Consider the following 17,176-nt stretch of genomic DNA (forward strand, 5'->3'; position numbering starts at 1 on the left):
TTACCGAACAAGATATTAAAGATCACTACAAAGCTACACTACAACTAACAATAGAGGTCGTCACGATGGCAGAATCCGTCACTAATAAACTCACAGATAAGCTTCAATTGCTTTTGGTTGAAGACGACCTCGATTTAGCCACTGCTGTTATTGATTACCTCGATTTAGAAGATATCCAGTGCGATCATGCAGCGAATGGTTTAGCTGGACTCAATCTAATTGAAACTAATCGTTATGACGCGGTAATTCTCGATCTCAATTTACCTAAAATGAACGGCTTGCAGGTGTGTGAGAATCTCAGAGCGCAGGGAATTGATACACCCGTTTTGATGCTCACTGCACGTGATACGCTTGATGATAAGCTGACAGGCTTTTCAAAAGGGGCCGATGATTACCTGGTGAAACCTTTTGCAATGGAAGAGCTGATTGTTCGAGTGCAAGTGTTGGCGAAGCGACGCAGTGGTCAGGTTCGTCGCTTGTCGGTAAGCGATTTGGAAATCGACCTCAAACAGCATCAAGCCTATCGCGATAATTCTCCTTTAAAGCTTTCGCCTACCGCACTCAAAATACTGGAAATCTTGATGCGCTCTAGCCCTAACCCTGTTTCTCGCGAGACAATCATGCAGGGCGTGTGGGGCGACGATCAACCAGACAGTAACAGCTTGAAAGTTCATATCTTCAATCTGCGTAAACAAGTGGATGCGGAACAAGACAATAAGCTGCTGCACACCATTGCGGGCAAAGGCTTTGCGATTAAGGAGTTACGACAAGCATGAAGATCAGACCAAGCCTAAGGATCTACGTTTTATTGGCTATTTTAGTCACAGGCGTGACCACGATTCTGGTTCTTTCTGCCTTGAGCGTAAATTACTTTGTCTCGGGTATGGATATCGCGATGCGTGGCTCTATGATTGCCCAAGCGCAACAAGATGCGGTGAAGGCGGGCAAGCCTATGACCAATCAAGAATTTACGGTGGCGACCCAATGGAGCGACTTGCCACAAAGTATTCAGAACAACCTTAACCAGAACGAACTGCAATTCAACCGCATGACCAAAATAATCATTGGTAAATCCATATTCTCACCTCCCGAGAAAGGCTATTTCGCCATGAAGGTGATGAAAGGTAATGAGGTTCGTTATGTTTCTGCGGTGTTTGCTCAAAAACATGACCCTTTCATTAATGATGAAGGGCTTCCGCACTTTATTACGATTCTTTTGACCGCACTGGGTGCGATTATATTGTTTTTCGTTATTTTGGTTTTGGTGTTACGTAAGGTGGCATCGCCTGTTGAGCAGCTAAAGAACTGGGCCAAATCGCTAGATAAAGATAACCTCAATGAACCGACACCAGATTTTCATTTCAGTGAACTGAACACCTTGGCTAACATCATTCGTGATAGTTTGAGTTCGGTTCAAAACAGCTTAGAACGAGAGCAGAAATTTTTGGGTTACGCGAGCCACGAATTACGTACTCCTATTGCGGTCACAAGAACAAATAGTGAATTGCTAGAGAAGTTGATTCAAAAGGGAAAGAGCCCAGAAAAGCAGCTTGAAGTGATAGACCGAATCAAGCGCGCGGGTTTCACCATGACAGACCTGACAGAAACCTTGTTGTGGCTTACCCGACAACAAGACAAAGATCTGCCTCTGGAAAACGTACATCTCGGCGAACTGCTGCAACAAATAAACCACGATTTAAGCTATCTATTGAATGGCAAAGCCGTGGCTGTGAATCTTGAAAGCGACGATACACAATGCCAGTTGCCAGTCGGACTCACTCGAATTGTGCTGACCAATTTGATTCGCAATGCTTTCCAACACACAGGAAGCGGTACCGTGGGCATCGTTCAGGTAGGCTCGAAAGTCACCATTGTTAATCACAACACTGACGGCACGATAGAAGACAATCATTTGGGCTTTGGTCTAGGGTTAGAGCTCACCGAAAAGCTGCTCGCGCAATATCAATGGCAATATCATAACCAAGAGTTGGCTGGTGGTCGTGAAGTGTGGGTGGATTTCTCGTAATGCACTGGCTCGATCGTTGGAAGGTGTATCGCTATCATCGAAAACAGGCTAACCGCTCGAATGGCGACAAGGCTAAAGCTTTAGGTTGGACTAGCGAAGAGAGCCAGTTGTGTCGCTTTGAAGTGATCGCTCGTGCGGCGGACTTCGAAAAGAAGAGTGTATTAGATTTGGGTTGTGGCTATGGCGAGCTGTTTGAGCTGCTCGACAGTATCTACCGTATTCAATCTTACACTGGCGTTGACCAACACGCAGGCTTTCTAAAGAAGGCGAAGCAAAACTACACAGAAGAGCGTTGTCGGTTTTTGTCGGGTGATATGAGCAAAATGAACCTTGAGGCGCACGACATTGTCATCGCGAGTGGTTCACTGAACTACATCTCTCGTGATTCTGATTATCTGACAAACATGATTACTCGCATGTATGAACTGGCGAATCAGACGGTGATTTTTAATCTTCTCAACTCAAGTCAATATCCTTCACGAAATACCTTGATGAGTTATCACCCTCAGGGCGTGTATCGCTTCTGTAAAACGCTTTGTGAGGATGTTTCTTTAATAGAAGGTTACGCAGAAGGGGATTTTACGATAGTGATGAACAAAGTCTGCCTCTGAACTCAAACCTAAGCCAGAACGAAGTGATGGTGTCGTTAGAACTAAAAAAGCCGCAGGCCTTGAAAGGTGTGCGGCTTTTTGGGTTCTTAGACCAACCTCGGCTAGGTATGTTGCTAGTTCTTCGGTGGTTGGTTTTTAATGAGTCCGTAAGGGATATTAGTAAACACCTTAGGATTGCCTTCATAAGTCGGCGCTTCATTCACTTGCTGCCAATCGAGTAGCATGATTGCTAATACGTTGCGGTGTTCACCGTACTCAAGGTCAAAATCGCCAGTAATTGAAGGGATCATGCCTTGTTTCTTATCGATTGAAGCTTGAATCGCGAGTCGAGTTTTCTCTACAACTGGGTCATCTTCTAAACCTGCTAATAAGAAGGTTAATCCAACCTCCGCAATCACATCTTCTTTCGCACGCAGCAGAATCGTATCGATGTTTTCTCTAAAGTAATCGTAGATCCATTGATGATCTTGTTCGCTTACTTGATGTTGGTAATATTCTGAGTCGCCAAAGATGACGTGTGTCATACCATAGATCTTATTGCCGTATTGCTGGCTTGAAAGCTTTCTGTCTTTATCGTCTGGGTATGCTTTTTTGAAGGTATCGACGAACTCATCAACGACATCTTGCTCACCCAGTTGACGCAACCAGTAAACCTGATTCGCTAACTGAGCAGCCCACGCTTTCACCATGTCTTCATTGGTCACGTATCGAGAGAAGTCATAGCGACGAATGATTTCGCGCAGCTTGGCATCGTTTTTGTGTTCTAAACCGTATTCATTAGCACGAGCCATAGAGCCTAGAAGGTCAACACCAAGATAAAGGTACTCAGGCATGTGCTTGGTGATGTTGTAGCGTCGAACACTGCGCTCATCGTTATCACCAATATAAGATGCAACACGTTTCTCTGAGTAGAGTACGATTTGTTCCATGGTTTGAACGTCATTCGACAGGGTGCTGAGCTTACTTGCTACTCGAGCCATGTCACTCCAAACCGCAGCTGAATACTTATCGTCTAATGTTTGGCGATACATGCGCAGCCCGTAGTGACCTTCTTTGAATGCAGGCAGGGTGTAAAGCTGGCTTTCGTAGGTGGTGCGAATGAGGTCAGCAGATTGCTTGAAAGATTGTTCTTGAGAATTGAGCGAATCTGCTTGGGATTGAACGCTCGCTGCGGCTGGCGCTTGAACGTTTTCTTGTGCGTGAACGGCAACGGCAACCGAGGCTGATAGCAATGTACACAGTGTGATAGTTTTTAACTTCATGTCGTGAGGTACCAAGCTGATTATTAGTCTATGTAAAATAACATTGATGAATCCTTTAATGTAAGCGTTGAGTCAATACAATGTAAGCTTTATAAGGTTCACTAACCCTTTTTGATTAAACCATTCGTTTAGTAAAGAAGTTTGAAGTGATGGATCACTCAATATTTGATAGATAGTCGACGTTAGTATGGATTTTTAATGACTTAGCGGCATACTGGGTCAATAAGCCAGAAATGAGCCGTTATAAGGCAGTATATAGAACAATAGTGTTAGAGGTTCGTAAATGCCAAGTGGTTCTAGCAAGCAGTGGTCTGCCAGAGTAGTATCTTTTCTGTTTTTTCTTGCGATGGTAAGCGCAATTGAGTTCTTTCATGCCAAGCAATTAACTTTTCTTAAAAACGAATCGTATTCAGAGGCAAAAAAGCAACTATCCATTATTCGTTCTCGGATTGAAGCCGCGATCGTGTCAGATATGTATATCCTCAATAATTTCTCTACCTTAGTGACCATCAACCCCGATGGTGAGGTGAAAAATTGGGATAAGATTGCTGAGAATATCATTCAAGATGGCTTCCATATTCGACTTATCGGACTCGCCAAAGACGACATTCTAAATTTTGTTTACCCGCTGGAAGGTAATGAGCAGATTCTCGGTATTAATTATCGTGATCACCCAAATCAATGGGAGTCGGTTGAGATAGCTCGTAATCTTGGCAACACCTTTATTGCTGGTCCTTTTGAGCTTTTTCAAGGTGGGCAAGCTCTTATTACGCGTACTCCGATCTTCCGAGACCCGCCTTTCAATCAAGATTACTGGGGTGTCTCCAGTGCTGTTATCGGTTTAGATGAGCTGTTTGAAGATGTAGGAATCGGCAAGATCGAGAATAAATATGAACTCGCTATTCGCGGTGCAAACAGTTCAGGTAAAGATGGCGCTGTCTTTTATGGCACTCAGGATGTGTTCGATAATGCGTTCGCCACTGAACAGGTGAGTTTCCCATACGGGGGGTGGTACCTTGCTCTCTCCGGTAACGAACATGTATTGATGGATGAGCCTTGGTATCGCATCCAAGCGGTAAGGCTGGTGGGCTACTCCATTATATTATTGCTGGCGTTTGCCTTCTTTACTATTTATCGCCTGTACCGCATTGCAGATAGCCGCTCTATGCATGATGAGCTAACGATGTTACCGAATCGTCGATACTTCATGTATAGCCTCAAGCAGGCCTTCAAAACCACTCAAAAACAGAGAGCGAGAACCTTTGCTGTTGTAAATATCGACCTCGATGGGTTTAAAGCAATCAACGACACTTATGGTCACGCGGCAGGCGATCAGGTATTGATCGAGTGTGCTAACCGTATAAGAAGTGAGCTGCGTGTTTCAGATATCGTCGCAAGGATAGGCGGTGATGAGTTCTTGGTCTTATTGCCACGCATCATCGATGATCAACACGTATCGTCGATCGTAACTAAACTACGAAAGGCGATATGCTCGGCGCCAGTTGTGTACGAGGCGCACTCTATTTATCTCAGAATCAGTGTGGGTTGGGTTATTCACAATAACAACTACAATGATGTCGATGCGCTCTTAAAAGCCGCTGATGAAAAAATGTACGAACAGAAGCGACAAGTTATCTAGGTTGAATTTGAGCTGCGATTAGAATTTAGTTGCTGAATGTGGGGAAAAGCCTCAGAATACCGCGCTTTGCTCCGTATCAATGTATTTGATGAGCGAAAGCTGAAGCAACGCACTTTTTAACGTGTTGCTCATACTAAATGTTATTCAACTGAGAAAATAATCTATGAGTTTTACCTCCCTTGGCCTTTCTGAACCGATCCTTAAAGCTATTGAAGCACAAGGTTACGATAAGCCATCACCAATACAAGAGAAAGCCGTGCCAGCTGTCCTAACGGGCAAAGATGTTATGGCCGCTGCTCAAACAGGTACAGGTAAAACTGCAGGCTTCACGCTACCTATTCTTGAAATGTTATCGAAAGGTACTCGCGTACGTCAGAACCAAGTTCGTGCGCTCGTGCTAACGCCAACTCGTGAGCTTGCTGCGCAAGTGAATGGCAGCGTAGTGAAGTACGGTATTAACTTACCGCTGACTTCGACGGTAGTGTTTGGTGGTGTGAAGATTAACCCTCAGATGCAAAAACTGCGTAAAGGCAGTGACGTGTTGGTGGCAACACCGGGTCGTCTACTTGACCTATACAACCAAAATGCAGTGCGTTTTGACCAACTAGAAATCCTAGTGTTAGATGAAGCGGACCGCATGCTAGACATGGGGTTCATCCGCGATATCCGTAAGATCTTAGCTTTCTTGCCTAAGAAGCGTCAGAACCTACTGTTCTCAGCGACGTTCTCTGATGATATCCGCAGCTTAGCGAAAGGCTTGGTGAACAATCCTGTTGAGATTTCAGTAAGCCCTGCAAACTCAACGGCAAAAACGGTTGAGCAAAGCATCTACTCTGTAGACAAAAAGAAAAAGAGCGCAATGCTAGCGAAGCTAATCAAAGATAACGATTGGCGACAAGTGTTGGTGTTCAGCAAGACGAAACACGGTGCGAACAAGCTTGCTCGCTTCCTTGAAGAGCAAGACATCACTGCTGCACCTATCCATGGTAACAAGAGCCAAGGTGCACGTACTAAAGCCTTAGAGAACTTCAAAACAGGTAAGGTACGAGTACTTGTTGCAACTGATATCGCCGCTCGTGGTATCGATATCCCGCAACTGCCTCAAGTAGTTAACTTCGATCTTCCTCATGTATCAGAAGACTATGTACACCGTATCGGTCGTACTGGCCGTGCTGGTGAAGTAGGTAAAGCGATTTCATTGGTTTGTGCTGATGAAGTGGGTGAGCTGTTCGGTATTGAACGCCTTATTCAACAAGTGTTAGAGCGTCGTGAACTGGAAGGTTTCTCTCCAGTAAATAAGTTACCTGAGTCTCGCTTGGATTCACGTCCAATCAAGCCTAAGAAACCGAAGAAAGCAAAACAGCCACGTGAACATGCTGATGGTCAACGCTCTGGTGATAACGCTCGCGGGCACAAGCCAGCAGGTAAGAACAAGCGTCATGTAGCTGGCAATGGTTCGGCGCCAAAGCGTAAACCAACGTCTGGAAAGAAGCCGGCTGAAAACAATTCAGCTGCGACAGCTGAAGATAAATCAGTAAGAAACAACGGCAGCAACTTTAAACGCGGTAGTGCGGGCAATAAACCTGCTGCAAATAATGCGGGTGCTCAGAACACTCTGAGCAAACCAAGCGGTGCGGGTAAATCTAACGGTACTGGTAAGCCAAACAACGCGGGTAAACCTGCAGGCAAGCCTAAGAAGTCTGGTTACGGCGGTAGCTACGGCCCAAGCAAGTCGTCAAATAAGCCGACAGGCAACAAGCCTTCACCGTCGAGAAGCCGCTCTAAGCCAGCTCCTCAGAAGTAGAGTCTACTGGATAGACCATAGAGGTCCAATAACGAGAATGTCTCACAGGAGAGTTCTCGTTGATTAGTGAATTTCTACTATCTAACTCAAATAAGCGCGAATATTGAATTTCAATGTTCGCGTTTTTTTATGGGCGTTGTTTATGTTGAGTAACCCTAGGGGGAGGTTTATTGCTGTTTAAAGTGATTGAATCTAAGGGAAATATGGCATTTTTGGGAAGGGTAATGAATCTTTAATGATTCATTAATAACAACATAATCACTAGCGTTTTTGTTGAATTTTGCAATTTGCAATTCCAGTTTGCAAAACAAACAAGAATATCCGGCCAATACGTGTCCAGATGCGTAGTAAATACGTGTTTTAAAAGTTGGCACGCATGCTGCATTAATAATGGTGACCCTTCTTAAGCCGAGGGTCACCTAGCCAACTGACGTTGTTAGTGAACCTTTTTTGTTCACACAAAATATATGACCAATCACCCTTATTGTGATTGGTTTTTTTTTGCCTGAATTTTAGGTTCTATTTTTTGTTATTACTTTTTTACTCACCACACTTAGAGTAACAGCTTGGTTGGCGTGGGCATTCTCCACCTCTGGAGCAGATAAGCCTCGCTTCTGTCTCAATCCCACGTTCAATCCAATTTATATTTAGAATCTTGGCTATTGTCGTGAGATCTTTCTTGATGTTACGCGGAATTGCCACAGAGCCACCATTGTTAACGCATGACGCTTTAAGCTGCTCTGCTATGTCTCTTGAATTACCGCCTTGAGCATCAATCGCAGGGTTGAGATCTATACCAGCACACAACACACGATTGTTACCCGCAGGATCCGTCATATTGATGGATTCACAGCAGTAGATCCTTGGCTCATCACCCACATTCAAAATGGAGATTTGAGCCGAGCTTCCCGCTCGAGGTTCTGATAATCGACGGAACACAGCCCAATGTTGACATGGGTCAGCGACCGTTCTCATATTTCCCCAAGGCAGCGGAATCCCGTTCCCGCGATATACCGCCTTGAGTTTCCCCGGTCCATAAGCATCAAAGTAGTGCCAGTGAGGGTAGGGCGATACTACAGTCATTCGACGCATCGCAACAGAGGGGGAAACCCCTGCTCTTTTGTGAACGTCGATTTCGTAACCAGTGCGATCGAGTAGCTGTCTAAACGGAACTTTCGGACACAGAAGTGCGCCGGCAAAGAAGCTGGATTCAAAGTCTCGCCATGCTTGAAGAATATCTTGGGAGTTGAGCTGTGAAGAGCCTGATACCTGGTTGTCGTCCCATGTGTTGTTGTTACCGACCGACAACACACTCTTTAGGCCTTCTTTGCTGTGCAGAATGCAATGGCCGATATAAACCGAAAGGTCGTATTTCAGGCGAGTCGGATACTCTTTGAGAATCTCGTTTAAGAAGATAGTACCCGGAGGCTCAAAGAAGGAGGTCACTAGCTGCTTGGCGTTAATTCCGAGCTCATCGACTACGTCTTGCGGCGTGCGCGTTACCCAACGGATGTTGATTCCTAGGCTTCTAGCGATGTCTATCAGGTCTTCGACGCTCAGGTTAAGACGTTTTAAGCCTACCTCTTCCGCAGCGCGCTCAAGGTCAGGGAAGTGGTTCTGATTGCTCTCTTGGTGTGCTCGAATCAAGAGGTGCGCAAACTGGCGGCCTGAAATGCCTGTTTGTGACAGCATCTCAGGAATCGCAATTTGCAGGATGTCATTGGAGAAAAGGAAGCTCGGCTCGAGCGCCATGCCACTTATCCCACCACGATTTCCTTTATCAGGAGCAATGGCTTGCTGTTCAGACTCGTCGTCGAGGAACCACGTCGGATTCTTCTGAAAGACCTGTGCAATCACTTCCAGCATATCGATGCTTGGAACTCGCTTTCCCCGTTCAATCATTGAAAGGTAAGAAACGGAAGGGGCATATTCTGGGTCGATTCTAATACAACGCGCAGACAGATCTTCCATCGTTAAATGGTTACGTTTTCTTAGGTTACGTATTTTCGTACCTAGGAAATGTGACTGACGAACTAAACTTTTTGACAAGGCCATATTTGTAAAATTCACATTGTAAAATTTTTGTTGTGAAATTGTATGTAAAAAAGCGCTAATCTACAAACTAAGCAATTCACAAAATGACAAATAAATTAAACGTTAGTTTGGAATAATTGCTCTAGGACACATTTTTGCTGTAGAAATCGGTGGTTATCACCGGACTGGTCAAGAGGGAAAGACTATGAATATGCTTACATTCGATAAAACAGAAATCCAAAAACAATCAAAGCCATTTATCGCTGAAGCTGTCTTTGCCGTGGAGACAATCAGTGCCAATCAGCAAACTGAAAAGCAAGTGAAAGCAAAGCAGCTGCTTGATCGACTATTCCCACTAGAGAATGGCTCACATCAAGACGTAACCAGCTACGTAGTCGATTACCGTCATATTATGGCTTACTTCAAAGATGGTCAGCACAGCGGTTTGAAGCACCCTAAACAGTTTGTAGCGTACATGGGTGAGAAGAACGACCCAGACTCTATCTTGTTCCGAGATGGCAGTGGAAGCCACCTAGAAGTAATGTTTGGCTGCCATAAAGGGACAGGTTGTATTGAGCTAGTAGAAATTGATGATATTCAGTTGGAATCATGTACCACGTTTGGTCAATCACCAATGGAAGCAACAACCACAATGCGTGAAGAGACCATTGCAGCGATGCGACACTGGATCAGTTTGATTCAAGGTGACGCAAAGGGTAAACCAAAGGCATGCAGTGAAGATAAAGAGTTCAGAGCAAAGAGTGGTGAAGACTACTGCCTGAATTATTGCTTCCAGATCTAACGGTGAAACCTAGATAGCTAAATCAATTTACACAGCTAAAGAAAAAGCCCCGAAGATAATGTCTTTGGGGCTTTCTAGTTTAAATACGAGCCGACTAATATGTCGATAAGAGCATTGTTGGTGTGTCTTACAAAGGCATGACTCGGTTACGGCCAAGTGATTTCGCTTCGTAAAGTAGCTTATCAGCACGCTCGATCAGCGATTGAGCTGATTCGCCGGGTTCAAGTTCAGCGACACCAAACGATGCCGTGATACTGCCGACTTGTTCACCACTGCGGCGATCTTTAATCGACAGCTTTTCTAAAGAGCGACGATTGGTATCAGCGAGTTGACGAGCAATACGCAAAGACTTGTTAGGCACAATCAGTGCAAATTCTTCACCACCAAATCGATAAGCAGAAATACCTTCACGGCAACTTAACTTCAGCTTACGAGCGATCCCTTTAAGAACCATATCACCAAACAAGTGGCCATAGGTGTCGTTGAAATTTTTAAAGTGGTCGATATCGAGAAGAATCAGACACAAAGATTGTTGTGCTTCACACAGGGTTTCTATGTCACGGTCGAAAGAGCGACGGTTATAGAGTGTGGTTGTACTATCGAAGAGCGCATCTTTCTGCACTTCTACCAATTGAGTTTTCAGCTTGGTGATCTCTGAGGTTGCAGAGTTTAGCTGAGAGTTTAAAAACTGAGTAGAGTGACGAATATGACGAGATTCAGACACCAGCTGTCGAACCAAAGACATGACTTCATCAATAGATAGGCTTTCATTATCAACACGAGCCAAGTCCTCGAAGCTTTTATCGATCATGTCAGAAAAAGCGGAGGTGTCGGTCAGGGTGTCATTCATTGAATTGGAAACTTCAGAAACTAACAGTTCCAAATTAGCGCGAAGGTCATTGATATTGGTTTCGGATTTGCTGGCAACATAATTGTTGTATAGCTGCTCACCCACGGCAGGAGGACAAATACCGTAGTGTTCTAAAACACCATCCATGTCTTGAGTCAGCTGGGGAATAGCGTTATCGACATAGGTGTACCAAAGTGCGTAATTTGCAGGTGTCGTTGACACCCTGTTCTTCATCATAAGAGGCACCGCTTTTTTTAGATTTGCGGTGGATTTCTGAAATTCGTCTTTGTTCATTATTTTTACTGCAGATACCAAAACAACTAAGCCACTTGCGAACAAGGTTAGCGGATTTCGAACGTCTTTGCTTTAAAAATTATATGATTAGTGGATGAGGATTGGATAAATAACTCATTTTTATTATGAATATCGATTGCGTATTCATAAGTGCAATCTAATGGATTGTTCTTTAACCATTTTTGGGCTTATCAAACTTTCGACATAGAGTGAGTTCGTATCAAAACATTGCTGAGAAATGAGTGTTGTTGTCTCTGGAAGTGCATACAAAAAGTGAAGTTATTTGGGTGTCGAGCTTTAACTGAGAATGGTTAGATTGAGGAGACTTGGCTGGTGGTTTTGAGTTGTTCAGAGTTAACGGGTGAAGCTTGTATCGAGAGGGGAAATGTTTATGAGCAGGCATAAAAAAGCGCCGATAAAAATCAGCGCTTTAAAATTCTTTTTAGCTATAAGAGCTAATTATTGAGCAACAACGTTTGCTGCTTGTAGGCCTTTTTGACCGTTTTCAACTTCGAAAGAAACCTTTTGGCCTTCTTTCAGAGTTTTGAAGCCTTCAGAAACGATTGCACGGAAGTGTACGAATACGTCAGCGCCGCCGTTGTCTTGAGAAATGAAGCCGAAACCTTTCTCTTCGTTAAACCATTTTACAGTGCCAGTATTTGTGTTAGACATAATTTGTCCCTTATTCATAAATTTTCTAAGTTGTTGATTGCATTTAATGCAATGCGCTGATAATTGAATTATTTAATATTGCTAAGAAATAAGGAAAAACTACTTACAAAAACGGGTAACGATTTTACATGTCAATTTTTTACTATTCATCTAACTTAAATAACTCCGGCTAACAGAGCGAGAGCATGTTAACACAGTCTTTTGAGATGTACACGCATTGCTTAAGAAATTTGTGCTTTTTTTGTCATACCGTGCGAATGTACAAGATTTACACTGATTTAGTGATAGTTTTGTCGCTTCGTCCAACACAACAAAAGGAAGCATCTCAGCTTCCTTTTGATCATTAGTATAGACGATATTAACGCTTGAAGTTGATATCTTCAGTTTGATCTAAATTTATTTTTGTTTTCGCTGGTTGAGTCTCTGCAATCACCTTACCGTGGCGTATTGAGTACTGCACTGATACTTGGCGGCGCACTGCATCAAAGCCATTGTCAGCAGGAAGAATCAGCAAGCTACCTGGCTTACCTTCTTCGATGCCGAAATTGTCTTGTATGTTCAATGTGCGAGCAGAGTTCTTGCTGATCAAATCAAGTGAGTTGTTGATTTGGTCGTAGCCCATAACCTGTGTCACATGCAGTCCCATGTGCAGAACTTGAAGCATGTTCGCTGTGCCCAGTGGGTACCATGGGTCAAACACATCATCGTGGCCAAAACAAACGTTGATGTTTGCTGCTAGCATCTCTTTAACGCGCGTTACACCGCGGCGTTTCGGGTAATCGTCGAAACGGCCCTGTAAGTGAATGTTCACTAACGGGTTTGCCACGAAGTTGATACCAGACATCTTCAATAGACGGAACAAGCGAGATGCGTAAGCACCGTTGTAAGAGCCCATTGCAGTAGTGTGGCTAGCGGTTACTTTCTCGCCCATTTCAAACTTATGAGCAAGGGCTGCTAATGTTTCCACAAAGCGAGACTGTTCGTCGTCGATTTCATCACAATGAACGTCGATCAGACAGTCGTACTTGCGTGCAAGCTCGAACACATAATGCAGAGATTCAACGCCGTATTCACGAGTGAATTCGAAGTGAGGGATAGCACCGATAACGTCAGCGCCGATCTTCACTGCTTCTTCAAGCAACTCTTTGCCGTTAGGGTATGAAAGAATGCCTTCTTGAGGGAATGCAACGATCTGGATGTCGACCCACTCTTTCATCTCTTCACGAACTTCAACCATCGCTCTTAACGCAACGAGTGTTGGGTCAGACACATCAACGTGTGTACGAACGTGTTGAACACCGTTAGCTATCTGCCATTTCAATGTTTGCTTGGCACGAGACTTTACGTCTTCGATTGATAGCAGTTCTTTACGCTCAGCCCAACGCTCAATACCTTCAAACAAAGTGCCAGAGATGTTCCAGTTAGGCTCACCAGCTGTTTGAGTAGTATCTAGGTGGATGTGCGGTTCACAGAAAGGAGTAACTGCAATGCCACCTTCAGCATCAAGGATGTCACCTTGATAATTGATTTGTGCGTCATTATCGAGAATGCGAGAAAATTGACCATTTTCAATCAGAATCTGTTTCAAGCCCTCTTGGTCTTGAAGTTTCGCGTTCTTGATTAATAAGGTTGTCATAGTGTGTCCTTAAGCGGCCTGAGATTTCAGAGCTTTTTTGTTCAATAGAGGATTAAGCACGAGGTAACTGATTGCACCACCTAACACTGCGTTCAAAGGAACAACGCCAGGTAGGAAGTGACCAGCGGCTACGCCTGTTGCTACCGCGATAATGCCAGCCCAGTTAACGGTTTGGAACTCTGCATTTGCAAAATCTTTGTAACGTTTACGGTTCGCGAAGAAGTCGGCGATGATTACGCCACCAATTGGTGGAATTGCCAGCGAAAGGAAGGTTAACCAACCAACGAAGTTGTTGTATAACCAAAGCGCGAAAATCGTACCGATAATGCCGTTAATGATAGACATTGTAGTACTTGAGCGACCTGTGATGTTAGATAAACCCAAACCGGATGCATAAAGTGCATTTTCATTGGTTGTCCAGATATTCAAGCCAAGCACGATGATGGCTGGAAGCAGTAGACCTTGCGCGATCATCACATCTGAAATATCAGCCTGACCGGTTGCTGCTGCGCCTGCCGCGCCGAAGATAAACATCAGCGAGTTACCGATGAAGAACGCGACCATAGTAATCAATACTGCGCTTGCTGGCTTTTTACCAAAGCGAACGAAATCGGCAGTCAACGTACCCGCACTTACAAACGAACCAACAACCATTGCAAGCGCCATTGAGAAGTCCATTGGCGTCTCTGGTTTAATCAGCTGCAGTTGCTCTAGTCCACCAACACTGTCTACCGCAGTCAGTACTGAGTAACCACCCAGAATCGCAATCGCAGGCACCGCAATCGCTGAAAGCACCATTAGCGCTTTAATGCCGAAGTACACTGTACCCGTCATCAACAAGCCAGATACGATAATCAAGGTGTTGGTATCAATGCCCGTTGCTTTTTGTACTGGAATAGCAAACATCGCAACACCCACACCAAACCAACCGACTTGTGTACCACCAAGCAGCGCAGAAGGAAGCCATGAGCCTTTAGTACCGAAAGAGAAACGAGCAAGAAGGTGAGTAGAGAGGCCAGTAGATGAGCCGATGTAGCCAAGAAAAGAAGTGTAAATACCGAGGATTAGGTTACCGATGAGAACGGCGAGGAAGAAATCGTTGAATGAAAGACCTGTCCCGAGTGAACCACCTGTCCACATACTTGCAGAGAAGAAAGTGAGTCCAAGCATTACCATGGTGAGTGAAGCGACTCCTTTCCTAGCCGATGTAGGAACCGGCCCTAGACTGTAGTTATTATCAGCAGCCATTTTTTACCTCCGCAAATGATCAAAATTAAAATTAACGGTCGCCGTATTGCAGGCAAACGTGCGCATTATGGTGATATAAATCACATAGTCAATGCTAATTTTGTCAATAAGGGCGATTTAAAATCAGTTATTGTAGTAATTATCTTGTAAAACATAAGGTTATTTTCTGAGTTTATTTCAAAAAAATAAATAGAAAACGTTTTCTATAACACGTTGGTTATCTGCTGTTCTTGGTTGGCTATGAATGTTGATTATTATACGTTTGAATGGGTGTCTGTATCGAAAAAGAGCGTGGTCGGCCAAACTGCAGGCAAAAAAATAGCCAATCGCAATAATGGCAATTGGCTTATATATTTTGTGAACAAGAATGGGTTCACTAACAACGTCAGTTGGCTAGGTGACCCTCGGCTTAAGAAGGGTCAATATATACATTGCAGTTAGTGTGCCAACTTTTAAAACCACGTAAAACGGTAGTTTTATAGCAATCTGGTGCGTATTTGAGCGATCGATTTGCGTTTTTGCAATGTCCAATTGCAAAATACAATTGCAAAATGCAACTTTAGAGTGTTTATTCGTTTTTCGAGTTTGTGTTCTTTCTGGCGACGAATAGTGAAATAAACAAAAAGCCCGTGCGATTTAAGAGCGCACGGGCTTGGTATTGCTTCACCAATAGGAAGTATTAGATGGAGTAGAAGAAGTACAGTTGAGACTTCATTCTTATGATGATCCCGCGTATTACGTCTAAGAACGCCATAAAGCTGATAGGCTTCTCACCGCTTACCCACGCTAATCCGACAGAGCCAACAGGAATATCGTAACCCTCTGCCTCATCAATTTTTAAACGAACAAAGTGGTGCTTGTTCTGAAGGTTTTTGCCTGTGGTAACACGAACCTGCTCATCGATACCTAGCAAACTTGCTTGCGCTTCACCAGTCGCTTCTACAATACCTTCTACGGTTGCAGAGAATACTTTTCCTGGGTATACCGCTGTCGCAAATTCCGCAGGTTGACCGACCTTAATATTACGAATCGCTTGGTGGTTAACTCGCATCAGCACGTACTTCTCTTCGGTGTACATTTGAATACGAGGCATCATTGAAACGCGCTGACCTTCACGAAGAATAAAGTTCGTTACAAAGCCGTCAGTCGGTGCCGTGACTTTAGTGCTGTTCAAGTCCCATTGTGCTTGTGCCAGTGTTGCCTTTGCTGAATCAACCTCAGTTTGCTTCTTGCTCACATTGGTTTCAGCTTTGTGGATGTTTAATTTCGCATTCTCGGCATCGACTTCTTTCTTGCTAAGCTGAGATTCCAACGTCGTAACGTTATACGTCGCTAAGTCTACCTTTGCTGTTTGTTGGTCGATGTCAGTTTCAGTGATCGTATGTTCTACCACTTTGTTTTGCTTCTGGTAACGATCAAGCGTCTTTGACTGCAGTACTAAGTCTGTTTTAGCCGAATCTATTTGTGCGACTGAAGCTTTGATGTCTTCAAGCGCCGATTGATAGCTGACTTTTGCAATGCTCACTTCTTGACGAGCTGTGTCTAAAGCGACCTCTGCAGACTCAAGTTGAACGCTGGCTTTGTCTCTTGCGATGACGTATTTGGTGTCATCAATCTCGTAAATTAGCTGTCCTTCAGTCACATCTTGGTTCGGGTGGATGTGGACTTTGGAAGTTTTTCCCGACACATTAGTTGAGTCTGGACGCAATTGAATATGTGGAGACTGAACCACTGAGCCTCCCGATAGATCCATCGGAGTAAAGTTGAGTAGACCAACCCATACAAACAGCAACCAAGATGTACCACCTAGGTATGCAAACGCCTTGGTGCCTTTGTTCCAAGGCATACCAACAAGTCTGAGTAAGTAAATGAATAGTGCCCAAATTGCCAAGCCTTCTAACATGTTTGGCTCTCCTCATCTTGCTTGTCGGAAGTTGTTTGCTCCTTGGTTGTGGTCGGTGACTTCCATGTGTCTCTTAGATTGATGATGGCTTTTTCCATATCAACGAAGGCCAAAATTACTGCTAGTACCCATACCCAGTGCCATACAAAACCAATCCATGTTAATGCGGTGATCAAACCGAGTTGTTGATGCTCTTTACTATGAGCCTTGTTGATTGGTAATTCATGTACACGCCAGAAGCCGTAACATGCAGCAGCGATGGTTGCGACCAACACTACGCCGGCAACTACGTGTAGTGCGGTATCTGCGCCGGTTCCGACGAATGGGACACTAACTAAACTCATTGATATACCCTAGGTTAAATTGAGCACCGAGTGTGATTGATATCAGATTTA

The 17,176-nt window shown here is 44.2% G+C and carries 14 protein-coding genes; 6 read left to right on the top strand and 8 right to left on the bottom strand.

Going from position 1 to position 17,176, the window contains the following annotated elements:
* The first annotated feature begins 65 nt into the window (after positions 1-65).
* The 3 genes from AB6E85_RS05475 to AB6E85_RS05485 are packed head-to-tail and all read left to right on the top strand — an operon-like array spanning position 66 to position 2,637.
* Entirely contained in the window at positions 66-776 is a 711-nt protein-coding gene (locus AB6E85_RS05475; protein ID WP_050621743.1) for a response regulator transcription factor, read from the top strand.
* Positions 773-2,026, top strand: a complete 1,254-nt coding sequence (locus AB6E85_RS05480; protein ID WP_372141764.1) for a sensor histidine kinase — start codon at positions 773-775, stop codon at positions 2,024-2,026. Before AB6E85_RS05475 ends, AB6E85_RS05480 begins: the two co-directional genes overlap by 4 nt.
* Positions 2,026-2,637 carry a class I SAM-dependent methyltransferase gene (locus tag AB6E85_RS05485; RefSeq protein WP_050653881.1) on the top strand — a complete coding sequence of 204 codons (612 nt, stop codon included), beginning with the start codon at positions 2,026-2,028 and terminating at the stop codon, positions 2,635-2,637. Before AB6E85_RS05480 ends, AB6E85_RS05485 begins: the two co-directional genes overlap by 1 nt.
* A gap of 113 nt (positions 2,638-2,750) precedes the next feature.
* Here AB6E85_RS05485 and AB6E85_RS05490 read toward each other — a convergent pair whose 3' ends face one another.
* Positions 2,751-3,899, bottom strand: coding sequence for a DUF3541 domain-containing protein (locus tag AB6E85_RS05490; RefSeq protein WP_372141766.1), 1,149 nt, complete (start codon positions 3,897-3,899; stop codon positions 2,751-2,753).
* A gap of 283 nt (positions 3,900-4,182) precedes the next feature.
* On the opposite strand from AB6E85_RS05490, the gene AB6E85_RS05495 reads away from it, so the two are divergent.
* Entirely contained in the window at positions 4,183-5,538 is a 1,356-nt protein-coding gene (locus AB6E85_RS05495) for a diguanylate cyclase (RefSeq protein ID WP_372141767.1), read from the top strand.
* Positions 5,539-5,701: 163 nt separating this feature from the next.
* A complete protein-coding gene (locus AB6E85_RS05500; RefSeq protein ID WP_372141768.1) occupies positions 5,702-7,342 on the top strand; it encodes a DEAD/DEAH box helicase in 1,641 nt (546 codons plus the stop codon).
* Between the two features lie 540 nt (positions 7,343-7,882).
* Here AB6E85_RS05500 and AB6E85_RS05505 read toward each other — a convergent pair.
* A complete protein-coding gene (locus tag AB6E85_RS05505; protein ID WP_333912751.1) occupies positions 7,883-9,313 on the bottom strand; it encodes a DUF3612 domain-containing protein in 1,431 nt (476 codons plus the stop codon).
* A gap of 268 nt (positions 9,314-9,581) precedes the next feature.
* Here AB6E85_RS05505 and AB6E85_RS05510 point away from each other — a divergent pair, with 268 nt between their 5' ends.
* Positions 9,582-10,178: a malate synthase gene (locus AB6E85_RS05510; protein WP_048608941.1), complete on the top strand. Its 597-nt coding sequence runs from the start codon at positions 9,582-9,584 to the stop codon at positions 10,176-10,178.
* Positions 10,179-10,305: 127 nt separating this feature from the next.
* Here the strand turns inward: AB6E85_RS05510 and AB6E85_RS05515 are convergent, their stop codons facing one another.
* The 6 genes from AB6E85_RS05515 to AB6E85_RS05540 all read right to left on the bottom strand — a co-directional run bounded on the left by AB6E85_RS05515 (position 10,306) and on the right by AB6E85_RS05540 (position 17,125).
* Entirely contained in the window at positions 10,306-11,322 is a 1,017-nt protein-coding gene (locus AB6E85_RS05515) for a GGDEF domain-containing protein (protein ID WP_048612880.1), read from the bottom strand.
* 459 nt (positions 11,323-11,781) lie between these two features.
* Positions 11,782-11,994 (bottom strand): cold-shock protein, encoded by a 213-nt coding sequence (locus AB6E85_RS05520; RefSeq protein WP_004740083.1) that lies wholly within the window; start codon positions 11,992-11,994, stop codon positions 11,782-11,784.
* 358 nt (positions 11,995-12,352) lie between these two features.
* Complete coding sequence (locus AB6E85_RS05525; RefSeq protein ID WP_372141769.1) at positions 12,353-13,630, bottom strand: cytosine deaminase; 1,278 nt, start codon at positions 13,628-13,630, stop codon at positions 12,353-12,355.
* Between the two features lie 9 nt (positions 13,631-13,639).
* A complete protein-coding gene (gene codB, locus AB6E85_RS05530) occupies positions 13,640-14,878 on the bottom strand; it encodes a cytosine permease (RefSeq protein ID WP_032546874.1) in 1,239 nt (412 codons plus the stop codon).
* A gap of 679 nt (positions 14,879-15,557) precedes the next feature.
* On the bottom strand, positions 15,558-16,781 hold the full coding sequence (locus tag AB6E85_RS05535; RefSeq protein WP_048608932.1) for an HlyD family secretion protein: 1,224 nt from the start codon (positions 16,779-16,781) through the stop codon (positions 15,558-15,560).
* Positions 16,775-17,125 (bottom strand): MFS transporter, encoded by a 351-nt coding sequence (locus AB6E85_RS05540; protein WP_017066493.1) that lies wholly within the window; start codon positions 17,123-17,125, stop codon positions 16,775-16,777. The genes AB6E85_RS05535 and AB6E85_RS05540 overlap by 7 nt, the downstream gene beginning before the upstream one ends.
* Between the last annotated feature and the right edge of the window lie 51 nt (positions 17,126-17,176).

The organism is Vibrio sp. 10N.247.311.51, from assembly GCF_041467855.1.
Classification (GTDB): Bacteria; Pseudomonadota; Gammaproteobacteria; order Enterobacterales; family Vibrionaceae; genus Vibrio; species Vibrio coralliirubri.

Coding starts and splice junctions, on each gene's coding strand:
- AB6E85_RS05475 (WP_050621743.1), top strand. CDS start 66: ATGGCAGAATCCGTCACTAATAAACTCACAGATAAGCTTCAATTGCTT.
- AB6E85_RS05480 (WP_372141764.1), top strand. CDS start 773: ATGAAGATCAGACCAAGCCTAAGGATCTACGTTTTATTGGCTATTTTA.
- AB6E85_RS05485 (WP_050653881.1), top strand. CDS start 2,026: ATGCACTGGCTCGATCGTTGGAAGGTGTATCGCTATCATCGAAAACAG.
- AB6E85_RS05490 (WP_372141766.1), bottom strand. CDS start 3,899: ATGAAGTTAAAAACTATCACACTGTGTACATTGCTATCAGCCTCGGTT.
- AB6E85_RS05495 (WP_372141767.1), top strand. CDS start 4,183: ATGCCAAGTGGTTCTAGCAAGCAGTGGTCTGCCAGAGTAGTATCTTTT.
- AB6E85_RS05500 (WP_372141768.1), top strand. CDS start 5,702: ATGAGTTTTACCTCCCTTGGCCTTTCTGAACCGATCCTTAAAGCTATT.
- AB6E85_RS05505 (WP_333912751.1), bottom strand. CDS start 9,313: ATGGAAGATCTGTCTGCGCGTTGTATTAGAATCGACCCAGAATATGCC.
- AB6E85_RS05510 (WP_048608941.1), top strand. CDS start 9,582: ATGAATATGCTTACATTCGATAAAACAGAAATCCAAAAACAATCAAAG.
- AB6E85_RS05515 (WP_048612880.1), bottom strand. CDS start 11,322: ATGAACAAAGACGAATTTCAGAAATCCACCGCAAATCTAAAAAAAGCG.
- AB6E85_RS05520 (WP_004740083.1), bottom strand. CDS start 11,994: ATGTCTAACACAAATACTGGCACTGTAAAATGGTTTAACGAAGAGAAA.
- AB6E85_RS05525 (WP_372141769.1), bottom strand. CDS start 13,630: ATGACAACCTTATTAATCAAGAACGCGAAACTTCAAGACCAAGAGGGC.
- codB (WP_032546874.1), bottom strand. CDS start 14,878: ATGGCTGCTGATAATAACTACAGTCTAGGGCCGGTTCCTACATCGGCT.
- AB6E85_RS05535 (WP_048608932.1), bottom strand. CDS start 16,781: ATGTTAGAAGGCTTGGCAATTTGGGCACTATTCATTTACTTACTCAGA.
- AB6E85_RS05540 (WP_017066493.1), bottom strand. CDS start 17,125: ATGAGTTTAGTTAGTGTCCCATTCGTCGGAACCGGCGCAGATACCGCA.